Source organism: Nitrobacter sp. JJSN (assembly GCF_051912485.1).
Taxonomy (GTDB): Bacteria; Pseudomonadota; Alphaproteobacteria; order Rhizobiales; family Xanthobacteraceae; genus Nitrobacter.
In genome coordinates this window covers 1,499,274-1,512,605 of sequence record NZ_CP196822.1, presented here as the reverse complement: position 1 = coordinate 1,512,605, position 13,332 = coordinate 1,499,274, and the positions used below count along the sequence as shown (strand labels likewise).

Below are 13,332 nucleotides of genomic sequence, written 5' to 3'. Positions count from 1 at the left end.
CGTGCTCCAGAACAACACATCGCCCACGCTGGATGAACTGTTTGGGCGCATCCTCGCCCGGCAGCCGGATCAACTGGCGCTGATCGATCCACCGGACAAATTGCGGGTTACCGGACAGCCACCGCGGCGCCTGACCTTTGCGGAGGCCGACCGGGCCGTATCGGCATTGGCGTCCCATTTTATCGAAGCGGGCTTGCCGGCCAATTCGGTGATCGCGGTTCAATTGCCCAACACCGTCGAACTGGTGCTGACAGTACTCGCCGCCTTTCGCGCCGGCCTGATCGTCGCTCTACTGCCCCAGCTTTGGCGGCAAGCCGAATTGACCGTCGCGCTCAACCGCACGGGCGCGCGCGCGATCGTCGCCATGGGCCGCATCGACGGCGTCGATCATGCCGATCTCGCAATGAACGCGGCAGCCGAAGCCTTCTCCATCCGCCATGTCTGCGGCTTCGGCAATGACTTGCCGGAAGGCATGATTCCGCTGGATATCGCCGCGAGCGACATGAAAACCGACAGTTTTCGGCTCGTGGTCCAGGATTCTCGCCGCGCCGCGCTGGTGACATTCGAGGCGTCGGGCTCAGGCTTCCTCGCCGTGCCGCGAACCCATGTCAACCTGATCGCCGCTGGACTAGCCATCTTCCTCGAGAGCGGATTGCCTCAGGGAGCAACTATACTCTCGGCCCTCGCGCCGTCGTCATTCGCCGGACTGACCTCGTCGTTCGTGATGTGGCTGCTTAGCGGCGGCACGCTGGCGATGCATCATCCCTTCGACGAGAATGTCATGATGCAGCAGATCGAGGCTGAGCGTTGCGATACACTGGTTGCGCCGGCCCCGATGGTATTGCGGATGGCAGAAGCCGACGTTCTGTCCTCCGTGCCAAGCCTGCGTCACGTCGTCGGTCTCTGGCGAACCCCGGAGCAGGTCGGGTCAAGTGCGCTCTGGCCTGAAAATGGGATCCGGATGACAGATGTCTATCTGTTCGGCGAAGCCGGCCTTTTCGGTGCCCGGCGCACAGGCGACGGGTCGCCCGATCCGGTTATGCCTGGTCCTTACAGGGCGCCGGCGGAGGTCCCGACATCATCGACAGTGGGCGAGGTCATTTTGACTGCCAAGGGAACGCTTGGGTTACGCGGCCCGATGGTTCCGCTCGCGGCTTACGCCACATCGGACGGGCCTCCCGATGCCTTCGCTTCGCTGTCACCGCCGGATTATGTCGATACGGGTTACGCCGCGCGGATCGATCGCGCCACGGGCGCCATCACCATCACGGCCCCGCCATCCGGCGTCATGACGGTCGGCGGCTACCGGTTTCTTGCAGATGATCTTCAGGAATGGGCACGGCGGCTCGGACAGAACGCGATGCTGACGGCACTGCCCGACCGGCTGAGCGGCCATCGCCTCGCAGGGCGAGCCAGCGATAATGCGCGCGCCCGCGAGGCACTTACAGAACTTGGGCTTAACCCCTTGATGGTGGAAGCCTTTCGCGACCGGCCGGCGACCGGCTGATCGAATCGGGCGGCATTCATTGACACGGCATTAAGGGCGGCAAACTAGGATCGCGTGCGTTTCGTGTATCCGAGTTCCGTGAAGATGTCCCAGCAAGGCCCGCTCGTCGTTGTCGCATCCCGAGAGCACCAACCGTCAGTCACGTCCCTACCCGACCTGAATATCGTTCCTGTCGTCGACGTCGATTGGTCGGAGGCATTGAAGGCGGTCGAACAACTTCAGCCCGCGGCTGTGTTTGTCACCACAACAGAAGGCGCGGGTGCAGCATTCGATAGCCTTGCGAGCCAGGTGGCTGCAATGCAGCCCTACACTCCGCTTATCGTCGCCGATCCCATCACACCCAGCCCGGACAACGCACTTCCGTATTCCTCCTCGAACGGCGGCTTCGATCGGCTTGGCGCACGTCTCAAGGCGGCGCTCCGCGTACGGACCTTGCACACGACCGTGCTTCGGCGGCTCGCGAGCAATCCGGCCGCACCGATACGCCAACCAGACAACGATCCGATCCAGGACGCGACAGTCCTCCTGATCGGGCGTGGCGCCGCCTATCCAGCGCTATCAGTGGTTTTTGGCGAGCGGCTCGGTGTCGTCGGCGCGCTCAGTATCGAGGCGGCAGCGAAGCACCTCAACGCGCGCAACTTCGACGGCGTCATTATCGGCGAAGGGTTCACCCCGCGGGTCGTCGACGCACTTCTCACCGTCCTGGCGGAAGACACGCGCTTTCGCAATCTGCCGATCGTCGTCGCGACCGGCAACCTGGTGGCGACCTATGATCTCCCCAATCTCGAAGTGATGTCCGACGAGCCTGCCCATATCGCAAGCGCATTCCTGCCCCTGGTCCGGCAACACGCATTCGAGGCGCGCCTCTATCGAACGCTGAAATCTCTCGATGCGGGCGGCTTGCTGGACCCGCGGACCGGCCTTCTGACCGTGGATGCCTTCCACCGCGAACTCAGCACGGCAATCAATCAGACCCAATCCCAGGGCGGGAGGCTTTCCGTTGCGCGATTTTCGCTCGACCAGAAGCAGGAGCGTCTGCTGTTCGATGCCGCGCGCATTCTGAGTCGGCTGATGCGGCGAATGGATTTCGGCACGCTCGAAAACGACGGGTCGATCATTGTGGCTTTCCCCGACGTCGAGCCGCGCAATGCCAACATGATCGCGCGGCGGCTTTCGAGCGTGATGAAGCATACGGCGCACAGCACCAAACACGCACTGCGGATCGATCCCTATGTCGCCTTGACGGCGTCCCGGCCCAACGATTCCGCAAAATCGCTTCTCGTCCGATTGAACGACGAGGCGCGCAGCGCGGCATCGTAACCGCGTTACGCGGCCTTGCGATCTTCCGCCAGATTGGCGAGCTGGCGCATGATTTCGGTGGTACCCGTCAAGCGTTCCTCTGGCGTTTCCCAACTCTGGAAGAACACGACCTTCATGTCGGGACGAACCTTTGCCGCCTGTCCGTGCTGGCGGATGAAATAGACCAGTCGATCGGGTTGCGCGAACTTATTGTCGCGGAAGGAAATCACTGCGCCTTTCGGCCCCGCATCCACCTTCTCGACATTGGCGCGGCGGCAATAGGCCTTGATAGCCGCGACCTTGAACAGGTAACGGACTTCATCCGGTAGCTGACCGAAGCGGTCACGCAATTCTGCTGCGAAATTGTCGATCTCGTCATCGGTGTCGAGATCGGCCAGCCGGCGATACAGTGACAGCCGCACCGCGAGGTCGGCGACGAACTCTTCCGGTATCAGGACCGGCATGCCGACGGTGATTTGCGGCGACCAGCGGTCAGCGGTGGGCTCCATAACGCCAGCCTTCAGATTCAGGATCGCCTCCTCCAGCATCGACTGGTAGAGTTCGAAGCCGACTTCCTTGATGTGGCCCGACTGTTCCTCGCCAAGCAGATTGCCCGCGCCGCGAATGTCGAGATCGTGCGACGCAAGCTGGAACCCTGCTCCCAGCGTATCAAGCGACTGCAGAACCTTGAGCCGGCGTTCGGCCTGCGCCGTGATCTTGTGCGTCGACGGCAGCGTGAACAGTGCGTAAGCGCGCAGCTTCGAGCGACCGACCCTGCCGCGCAACTGATAAAGCTGCGCCAGACCGAACATGTCCGCACGATGAACAATAAGCGTATTGGCGGACGGGATGTCGAGACCCGACTCGACGATGGTGGTCGAGAGCAGAACATCATACTTGCCGTCATAGAAGGCCGACATGATGTCTTCGATTACCGTCGGCGCCATCTGTCCGTTGGCAACGGCTACCTTCATCTCCGGCAGGTGCTTGTCGAGGAAGTCCTTAACCTCGGCGAGATCGTCGATGCGCGGCACCACATAGAAGGCCTGGCCGCCACGATAGCGCTCGCGCAGCAACGCTTCGCGGATCATCAAGGGATCATGCGGGGCCACAAAGGTACGGACCGCGAGCCGATCGACCGGCGGCGAGGCAATGATCGAGAGATCACGCACGCCGGTCAGGGCCAGTTGCAGCGTGCGCGGAATGGGCGTCGCGCTCAGTGTCAGAACGTGCACCTGCGCACGCAACTGCTTCAGCCGCTCCTTGTGACTGACGCCAAAATGCTGCTCCTCGTCCACGACAAGCAGTCCGAGATCTCTAAACTTGATGGCTTTGCCAAGCAGCGCATGGGTGCCGACGACGATATCCACCGAGCCGTCGGCAATCCCTTTCTTGACCTGTGTCAACTCCTTCGGCGTCACCAGCCGCGACGCCTGCGCGACGTTGATCGGAAAACCGCGAAACCTCTCGGTGAATGTCTTGGCATGTTGGCGCGCCAGCAATGTCGTCGGCACCACGACGGCGACCTGCTTGCCGTCCAGCGCAACGGCGAAGGCCGCCCGCAATGCCACCTCGGTCTTGCCGAAACCGACGTCACCGCAAATCAACCGGTCCATCGGCCGGCCGCTCTCGAGGTCTTTCAGCGACGCATCGATCGCGCCGAGCTGATCTTCGGTTTCCTCGTAGGGAAAACGCGCGCAGAATTCGTCGTAGAGGCCGGACTGTACCGGCATCTTCGGCGCTTCGTGCAAATGCCGCGCCGCGGCGATCTTGATCAACTCGCCTGCGATCTCGCGAATACGATTTTTTAGCTTGGCTTTACGGGCCTGCCATCCACCGCCACCAAGGCGATCAAGTTCGACGTTGGCATGATCGGAGCCGTAGCGTGATAACAGCTCGATATTCTCGACAGGCAGAAACAGCTTGGTCTCGTTGGCGTAACGCAATTCCAGGCAATCGTGCGGCGCACCGCTCACCTCGAGCGTCTGCAAACCAACGAAACGTCCAATGCCGTGCTCCACATGCACAACGAGATCACCGGCCGCGAGGCTGGTCGCTTCCGAAATGAAATTTTCAAGTTTGCGGCTGGCCTTCCGCGGCCGCACCAGACGATCACCGAGAATGTCCTGTTCGCTGATAACCACGACGGTCTCGGTCTCGAATCCCGATTCCATGCCGACGACCGCGAGCATCACCTCGTTGCGCGGCGTGGCCTGAACCGTGCGCCAGACATTGATGCTCGTCAGGTTGAGCAGCTTGTGATCCCTGAGCATGTTCGCCATGCGCTCGCGCGAACCCTCGCTCCACAACGCAACGACGACTTTCTTCCGCGCAGCTTGCAACGCCTGCACATGGGATACGACGGACTCGAAAACGTTGACGGCGGCATCTGCCCGTTCGGGTGCAAAATTTCGCCCCTGCCGCGCGCCTGCATCGATGACATTGACGGCCTCGTCAGGCACAGCGAACGGCGTCAGCCGCACCAGCGCGGCTTCATTGACGCGCTTCGTCCATTCATCCGGCGTCAGATAAAGCCGGTCGGGCGGAAGTGGCTTGTAGACCGCGCCGCCGCCGGGGTGCTCAAACGCCTCGCGCCGCGCTTCGTAGTAATCGACGATCTGCTTGAAACGCTCGGTTGCCGCGTCCTCCCCTTGCGGCTCAATCGCGATGGACGCGCCGTCGAGATAATCGAACAGCGTGTCCATGCGTTCGTGAAACAACGGGAGCCAGTGTTCCATGCCCGGATGCCGCCGTCCCTCGCTGACGGCCTCATACAACAGGTCATCCCGTCCGGGCGCGCCAAAGGCGGCGAGATATCCCATCCGGAAACGCCGGATGGTTTCGGTGACGAACTGAAATTCGGAAATCGGGACCAGATCGAGCGAACGCACGTCGAGCAGCGTACGCTGGGTTTCTGCGTCAAATGACCGGATCGACTCCAGGGAGTCACCGAAGAAATCGAACCGCACCGGCTGGTCGAGACTGGACGGAAACAGATCGAGGATACCGCCGCGCACAGCGTATTCGCCGGGTTCGCGGACCGTCGAGGAGCGATTGTAACCGTTGTGCTCCAGCCATGCGACGATCGAGTCCATCGGTACGACGTGGCCGGGCGCGACCGACAGGGCTTGAGACGCGACGATCTCGCGCGCGGGTACCCGTTGCAGGATGGCGTTGACCGTCGTGAGCAGGATCAAAGGCGCCTCGCTGCCGGTCAAACGAGACAAACGCGCCAGTGTCGTGAGCCGCTGGGCAAGGATGCCACCGTGCGGCGAGACCCGATCATAGGGCTGGCAGTCCCACGCCGGAAACTGCATCACCGAAATATCGGGTGCGAAGAATTCCAGTGCGCGCGCCAGTTGCTGCATCCGCGGGCCGTCCCGGCAGACCACGGCGAGGCTGACAGCCGAAGCCTGCCGCCCCGCTTTGGCCTTGATAGCCCTGGCGAGGTCCGAGACGACGAGCCCTTCAGCGCCTTCCGCGACATTCGCGAGCGTCAGCGGGCGGCCGGGCGACAGCGATTCCGCAGGTGATCGTGCAGCTACCTTCATGCGCCCAACCCTGACGACCGGAACGATTTGATACGATCGAATAGAGCCGTCCGGTATTCGGAGGCTAGGGGAGCGCCGCCGCTCAGCGCAGCGTAAAGATCCGGGTCCGGAACCTCGATCAGACTTTCGAGATTGATCAATTCCGCATCAGTCAGTGAACCGATTTCCGCATCGGCGAACCGGCCGAGGATCAGGTCCATCTCGCGCATCCCGCGATGCCAGCAGCGAAACAATAGCCGTTTGCGGCGGTCATCCAGACCACCGCTCGATCGTGTCGATCCTGTCATCAATCCCATCCGAACGCCGAAAGCCCGGACGTGCCGGGCCGGCATCATATAGCCCCGGCGATTGAAGATGTCAGCACCTGTTCGCGCATTGCATAATCCGTAAATTACATTCAAGGCTGCGAACGCCGGTCCAACTCACTATTCGTCGAGTCGTTTGATGCGTCCTGCACTGCTCAATCCTCTCTTTGCATCGGTGACAAGCCTGCCCGGCGTGGGCCCGAAGCAGGACAAGCTGTTCCGGTATCTACTCGGGCGCGACGAAACCCCGCGGCTGATCGATCTGCTGTTTCACCTGCCTGCAAGCGTCATCGACCGCAGGGCGCGACCCAAAATCCGCGACGCCGTTCCCGGCAGCGTGGTGACGCTGGAGGTGACGGTCGACCGGCATCGCCCTGCTCCGCCCGGACGCTCGCGCGCGCCGCATCTGGTTTATGCCAGCGACGAGACCGGGGACGTCGTGCTGACCTACTTCCGCGCCCAGCCGGATTACGTCGAAAAGCTGCTTCCCGTCGGAGCCAGACGCTACGTGTCCGGCACAGCGCAAATGTTCGAGGGCACCTTGCAGATCGTGCATCCCGATCGGGTTGTCGATGAGGCCGGGTTTGCAAAACTATCGGGCATCGATCCCGTCTATCCTCTCACCGAGGGCCTGGCACTGGGTTCACTGCGGCGTGCAATCGCGATGGCCCTGCAGAAGCTCCCCATTTTGCCCGAATGGATCAGCCCCGACATTTTGCGCCGGTGCAGCTTTCCATCGCTTCAGGAAGCGCTCCATCGGGTTCACATCCCTTTGGAATTGACCGATATTCTGCCGGAAGGCCGATTCTGGTCACGCCTTGCCTTCGACGAACTGCTTGCCGGACAACTTGCGCTGGCACTGGTGCGGGCACAGCTTCGCCGGCCGGCTGGAAGCCGGCACGCTGGCGACGGGCACCTGCGCAACAGGATCATCGACGCGCTTCCCTACGCCCTGACCGCATCCCAACAGCAGGCGGCCGCGGCGATCAGCGACGACCTGCGGCAACCCGTGCGGATGCTGCGACTGCTTCAGGGCGATGTCGGCTCGGGCAAGACGGTCGTCGCGCTGCTCGCCGCCTCCGCAGTGGCCGAAGCCGGCAAGCAGACCGCCCTGATGGCACCGACCGAGATCCTCGCGCGCCAGCATATCAAGACCATCGCGCCGCTGGCCGAACAGGCCGGCCTGCGCGTTGCGATCCTGACCGGCCGCGAGAAAGGCAAGGAACGGCGCGAGATCACGGCACGCCTCGCCGATGGCGACATCGATTTGCTTGTTGGCACCCATGCATTGATCCAGACCGATGTCCCGTTCAAAGCGCTGGCGCTTGCGGTGGTGGACGAACAGCACCGTTTCGGCGTGCGCGAGCGCCTCGCATTGACCGCCAAGGGCGAAGCCGTGGATGTGCTGGTGCTGAGCGCGACACCGATCCCGCGCACGCTGGTTCTCACCTATTTCGGCGACATGGACGTATCCGAATTGCGCGAAAAGCCCGCTGGCCGTCAGCCGATCGACACCCGCGCCGTCCCCGACAGCCGGTTGGACGAGGTGATCGACGCGATCGGCCGCGCCGTGAAAGCCGGCAAGCTGGTTTACTGGATTTGTCCGCTGGTCGAGGAATCCGAGACCGTCGACCTGACCGATGCGGCGCAGCGCTTCGACAGCCTCAAGGCCCGCTTCGGCGATAAGGTCGGCCTTGTCCACGGCAAGATGCGAGGCCCCGAAAAAGATCGCGTGATGGCGCAATTCGCGGCGGCCGAAATCAATCTCCTGGTAGCCACAACCGTTGTCGAGGTTGGCGTTGACGTGCCGGCGGCGACCGTCATGGTGATCGAGAACGCGGAACGCTTCGGTCTCGCGCAACTGCATCAATTGCGGGGACGGATCGGCCGCGGTTCGGAGCCATCGACCTGTTTATTGCTTTACCAGGAGCCGCTGGGCGAGATGTCCGCCGCCCGGCTGCGGGTGATCCGGGAAACCACAGATGGCTTCCGTATCGCTGAAGAGGATCTGAAACTGCGCGGGGAAGGCGACGTGCTCGGCACCCGCCAAAGCGGCCTACCCGGCTATCGCATCGCGCGTTCCGATGTTCACGCGCAACTCATCACCCAGGCTCGGGACGAAGCCTTGCGCATCGTGAAGCAGAACCCGAAGCTGGCGGGCGCGGACGGCGATGCCCTGCGATGCCTGCTGTATCTGTTTGAGCGTGATGAAGCTTTGCCCTTGATCGGCGCGGGTTAGAACTAGTCCGGCTTTGATGGGATCAAAGCCGGACTCCATTTTTTGACGCAAACCGGCACGCATCCTCGGGTCTAAACGCTACCTCAATCAACCTTTGCAGTCTGAGGCGCGAGAGCGGAATCATTCGCCGCACGCGACGCGTTGGCCATCTCTGCAAGGGCTGCGAGCTTCTTCTGCGGATCGGAATTTGGCTGAACGACGCCCGCAGACATGATCAAGGTTGCCGCTTCCTCTGTGCTCATGTCGACCTCGACGACCTTGCTCTTCGGTACGTAGAAGAAGAAACCCGTCGTCGGGTTGGGTGCACAAGGCAGGAATACCGAAATGTGCTCCTCCTGACCGGGAAGTCGGGCGGCAACGTTCGCGCTCGGGACTTGCGAAATGAGAACAATCGACCACATGCCAGGCGACGGGAATTCAACCAGGCCGACCTTGCGGAGGCTCGATCCAGATCCGGAAAAAAGCGTTTCGAAGACCTGCTTGAGACCGCGGTAGATCGCCCGCACCACCGGCATCCGGCCCAGCAGCCTTTCGCCAAGATCGACCAGCGTCCGGCCGATCAGGTTGGCCGTCAGGAAGCCGAGCATCGTCAGCGCGAACACCGCAACGATCAAGCCCGATCCCGGCACTCCGAAAGGCAGGTACGTTTCCGGCCGATAGGTGATCGGAACGAACGGCCGTACCAAGTTGTCCACCCAGTTCACGAACCACCAGGTCAGGTAAAGTGTTATCGCAACCGGGCCCGCGACGATCAGGCCGGTTAGAAAGTAATTCCGGAATCGCGCGATGAGACCGCGGGGCATATCCGGGTGGTGGTCGCTTGGCGCGCCGCTCGAGGGATTGTCACGGGTCATCGTGGTTCCAGATCAAGATGTCCAAAAGGACGATATCTGCTCATATAGGCATTCTAGCAGACTTTGCATGCGGCGCGTTGGACCGCCATGCGCCCCTATCTTATTCGACAGTAACGGATTTTGCCAGATTCCGCGGCTGGTCGACGTCCGTACCCATGACGACCGCGGTATGGTAGGCCAGCAACTGCACCGGAACCGCATAGACCAGCGCGGCAAAAGCGGCCGCCATATCGGGCAGGATAATCGTCACCAATGACTTGATTGTCGCCTCCGCCGCCCCCTTTTTATCAGTCATGAGAATGATATTGCCGCCCCGTGCCGCCACCTCCTGCATGTTGGACACGGTCTTTTCGAAAACGCGGTCATAGGGGGCGATCACGACCACCGGCATGTTCTCGTCGATCAGTGCGATCGGTCCGTGCTTGAGTTCGCCCGCGGCGTAGCCTTCCGCATGGATATAGGAAATTTCCTTGAGTTTAAGCGCGCCCTCCAGGGCAAGCGGGTAACTGGTGCCTCGCCCGAGATACAGGACGTCCCTGGATTTGGCGATGTCGCGCGCGAGCCTGACGATCTGCGGTTCGGTGGCCAGCGCTTCGGACATCAACCGTGGAACTTCGATAAGGCCGTGCACAAGCCTGGATTCATCCTCGTCGGATAATTCGCCGCGCGCCTTGCCGGCGGCAATCGCGAGCGCGGCAAGCACCATCAACTGGCAGGTGAAAGCCTTGGTCGAAGCGACGCCGATCTCCGGACCCGCCAGGGTTTGCAGCATCGTCTCGCTTTCCCGTGCGATTGTCGATGTCGTGACGTTGACGACCGAGAGCGTGTGCAATCCATGCTCCTTCGCATAACGAAGTGCCGCGAGCGTGTCAGCGGTTTCACCCGATTGCGAAATGAAGATGGCGAGATCGCCCTTGCTGAGCGGCGCTTCCCGATACCGAAACTCCGATGCGATATCGATCTCGACGGGAAGCCGGGCCAGACGCTCCAACCAATATTTGCCGATGTAACCGGCATAATTCGCGGTCCCGCACGCGACGATAGAGACCCGCCTGATCTCGCGAAAATCGAATGGGAGATCCACCGGAAGCAATACACGCTCAGTTGCCATGTCGACGTAGCGGGCGAGCGTATGTCCGACCACTTCGGGCTGCTCGTGGATTTCCTTGGCCATGAAGTGACGAAAGTTGGCCTTGTCCACCAGAGAGGTCGAGACGCTATGCTTGACGACGTCGCGCTGAACGATGGCATTCCGGTGGTCGTAGACAGTCGCGCCCTTGCGGGTCAAAACCGCCCAGTCGCCGTCCTCGAGATAGCTGATCGTATCGGTGAACGGCCCGAGCGCGATCGCGTCCGACCCCAGATACATTTCGCCGTTACCATATCCGACGGCCAGCGGAGGTCCGTTGCGTGCACCGATCAGAATGTTATCGTCCACTGCGAAAATAAAACCGAGGGCGAAGGCGCCGCGAAGCTGTGACAACGTGGCTCTGACCGCATCGACGGGACTGGTGCCGGCGGCAAGATAGCCGTCTACGAGATGCAAGACCGTCTCGGTATCGGTTTCGGTCTCGAAGACTGCTCCTCTTGCCTGAAGCTCTTCACGCAGCTCGCGAAAATTTTCGATGATCCCATTGTGAACGACGGCCACGCGCTCGGTCGCGTGCGGGTGCGCGTTGTTCTCGGTCGGCTTGCCGTGCGTCGCCCAGCGTGTGTGTCCGATCCCAACGCGCCCGGCGAGCGGTTCGGCCAGCAGACGCGTTTCCAGATTCCGCAGTTTTCCCTCGGCGCGACGACGCGCCAGATGCGTTCCCTCCAGTGTTGCGATGCCGGCGGAATCGTAGCCGCGGTATTCGAGACGCTTGAGCGAATCAACCAAATGATCCGCGACGGGACTGCGTCCCAAAATTCCGACAATGCCGCACATGCGGATCAATATCTCCACGATCGCAGAAAATTGCGAAAAAACCCCAGTGCCTCTTAACGAAAACCCTGGAGCGCAAGGAAACAATAATTATTGCCGATTGCCACAGGGTTAAATCAGTTCAAGCGCAAATCGCCGCGCTGGCGTTCCAGCATCTATCCCGCGAACTTATTCACCGCGATCGAAACTCTCACCGCGTCGGCCTCATGGCCTGGCTACTCCCTGATTAACGGCTCGGTAACCGTGGTCATCCGTTTCCATGGTTCGACAATCCGTCGCAAGCGCGCCGCAAGTTCCTGACTTTCCGGTGCTCAGGGCTGCTCTGTTTTACGGCCAATCGAAACAATTTTAGCGATTCCTGCAACGGGAGCCCAAATCCTTTTTGGCACTGTGCGCGCAAGCAACAAAAAAGTGAGGCGCACATGAGTGAAGCCGAGTTTGAGCGATTGCTGAGCGCCGTGAACGCCGCGATCGCTCCGCGCGTCGAAGAAGCCGTTTTGAACGACCTGTCGGAGTTCGGCGACCTGCATTTCGGCGAGCCGCCGCAGGCTGCCAACGACAACGAGGTCGCCTGGCCGTTTTTTCCGTTCCCTGATGGATGGAACGGCGCCTGCTGAATGATTCGGCGAGCCGAATACCCGCTCATTGGCGAACTTGGAAACTTTATCAAATAATCAATCTAAGATATTGATTGTATTGATGGAGGCCACGTCCGGAATTGAACCGGAGTACACGGTTTTGCAGACCGTTGCGTAACCACTCCGCCACGTGGCCCCTTGAACCGGGATGATTATAGAGTGTCAGCCACTTAGGCAACCTGCTCGTGAAGACCACAGCGAGATTCTGAAATTCAGCGCCGTTCGACCTGCCAAAACGATCCGGTCAGGCACGTCTGCGCCGATAGTCCCGTCTCCGTTTCGGCAGAGGCGCAAGCTCGGGCATCGTCGCCTGAACCTCACGATATTTCGCAAGCATCCGCTCAAAACTCGCGAGCAAAGTCGCCTCGATGTCCGGACGATTTTCAAGACCGGCGAGCATCATCGCCGCGGCCTCGATCGTGGCGAGTCCATCCCGACGAGGCTCCTTGCGAAGCTTGCCATAACGTGAAGGTCCGCGCGGTCCCAAAATGATGCGCTGGCACTTGAGCATCCACGCGTTGCGCCACCACAGCGCCTTGGCCTGACTCCACGTGCCGTCCAGCAACACCAAACCCTCGATGTCCGCGAGGATAGCGCGTTGATTGTCCTCCATCTCACCCTTGCGGTCGATCGCCACGATGACGCGGTCGGTATCGAAAGCGTCGACCTTGGCCGATCCAAGATAAAGCACCGCCCAGCGTGACGGATCATGCACCGGCCGGCCGAGCGCCTTTGACAAACTCGGCCAGGACAGCCCAATCTTCAGCACGGCGTCGGGGAAATGCAATGCCGTCAGCCGCGCGGTCCCGAGAGTTCTGTCCTGCTCTTGCGGATGCTGCAGGATCAAGAGCGATGTCCTGTTCCTGATCAGCTCAACGCTGTCGCAAATGCAGAGCGCCAACGGCTTGTGACACCGTTTGCAATCCGGGATCACCTCCGGCCCTCCGTCAGCGGCACCTCTCTCGGAACTCTTGGACATTGCCCGCTATACGCCGCGCTCATCCATCCGGCAAGG

General features: G+C 61.2%; 9 protein-coding genes and 1 tRNA gene. 4 read left to right on the top strand and 6 right to left on the bottom strand.

Annotated features, from left to right (window positions below):
• Window position 1: 1 nt before the first annotated feature.
• Complete coding sequence (locus tag ACSZOQ_RS07450; RefSeq protein ID WP_439925347.1) at window positions 2–1,507, top strand: AMP-binding protein; 1,506 nt, start codon at window positions 2–4, stop codon at window positions 1,505–1,507.
• Between the two features lie 84 nt (window positions 1,508–1,591).
• Window positions 1,592–2,827 (top strand): GGDEF domain-containing protein, encoded by a 1,236-nt coding sequence (locus ACSZOQ_RS07445; RefSeq protein ID WP_439925346.1) that lies wholly within the window; start codon window positions 1,592–1,594, stop codon window positions 2,825–2,827.
• A gap of 5 nt (window positions 2,828–2,832) precedes the next feature.
• Here the strand turns inward: ACSZOQ_RS07445 and mfd are convergent, their stop codons facing one another.
• Window positions 2,833–6,357, bottom strand: a complete 3,525-nt coding sequence (gene mfd / locus ACSZOQ_RS07440; protein WP_439925345.1) for a transcription-repair coupling factor — start codon at window positions 6,355–6,357, stop codon at window positions 2,833–2,835.
• On the bottom strand, window positions 6,354–6,644 hold the full coding sequence (locus ACSZOQ_RS07435) for a succinate dehydrogenase assembly factor 2 (protein ID WP_439925344.1): 291 nt from the start codon (window positions 6,642–6,644) through the stop codon (window positions 6,354–6,356). The genes mfd and ACSZOQ_RS07435 overlap by 4 nt, the downstream gene beginning before the upstream one ends.
• Before the next feature lie 157 nt (window positions 6,645–6,801).
• Here ACSZOQ_RS07435 and recG point away from each other — a divergent pair, with 157 nt between their 5' ends.
• Window positions 6,802–8,901 (top strand): ATP-dependent DNA helicase RecG, encoded by a 2,100-nt coding sequence (recG, locus tag ACSZOQ_RS07430; RefSeq protein ID WP_439925343.1) that lies wholly within the window; start codon window positions 6,802–6,804, stop codon window positions 8,899–8,901.
• 83 nt (window positions 8,902–8,984) lie between these two features.
• On the opposite strand, the gene ACSZOQ_RS07425 is transcribed toward recG, so the two are convergent.
• On the bottom strand, window positions 8,985–9,755 hold the full coding sequence (locus tag ACSZOQ_RS07425) for a DUF502 domain-containing protein (protein ID WP_439925342.1): 771 nt from the start codon (window positions 9,753–9,755) through the stop codon (window positions 8,985–8,987).
• Between the two features lie 100 nt (window positions 9,756–9,855).
• Window positions 9,856–11,682: a glutamine--fructose-6-phosphate transaminase (isomerizing) gene (glmS, locus tag ACSZOQ_RS07420; protein ID WP_439925341.1), complete on the bottom strand. Its 1,827-nt coding sequence runs from the start codon at window positions 11,680–11,682 to the stop codon at window positions 9,856–9,858.
• 419 nt (window positions 11,683–12,101) lie between these two features.
• On the opposite strand from glmS, the gene ACSZOQ_RS07415 reads away from it, so the two are divergent.
• Window positions 12,102–12,296 carry a hypothetical protein gene (locus ACSZOQ_RS07415; RefSeq protein ID WP_439925340.1) on the top strand — a complete coding sequence of 65 codons (195 nt, stop codon included), beginning with the start codon at window positions 12,102–12,104 and terminating at the stop codon, window positions 12,294–12,296.
• An 83-nt stretch (window positions 12,297–12,379) separates the two neighbouring features.
• Here the strand turns inward: ACSZOQ_RS07415 and ACSZOQ_RS07410 are convergent.
• Window positions 12,380–12,453, bottom strand: a tRNA-Cys gene (locus tag ACSZOQ_RS07410).
• A gap of 108 nt (window positions 12,454–12,561) precedes the next feature.
• Window positions 12,562–13,296: a tRNA-uridine aminocarboxypropyltransferase gene (locus ACSZOQ_RS07405; RefSeq protein ID WP_439925339.1), complete on the bottom strand. Its 735-nt coding sequence runs from the start codon at window positions 13,294–13,296 to the stop codon at window positions 12,562–12,564.
• Between the last annotated feature and the right edge of the window lie 36 nt (window positions 13,297–13,332).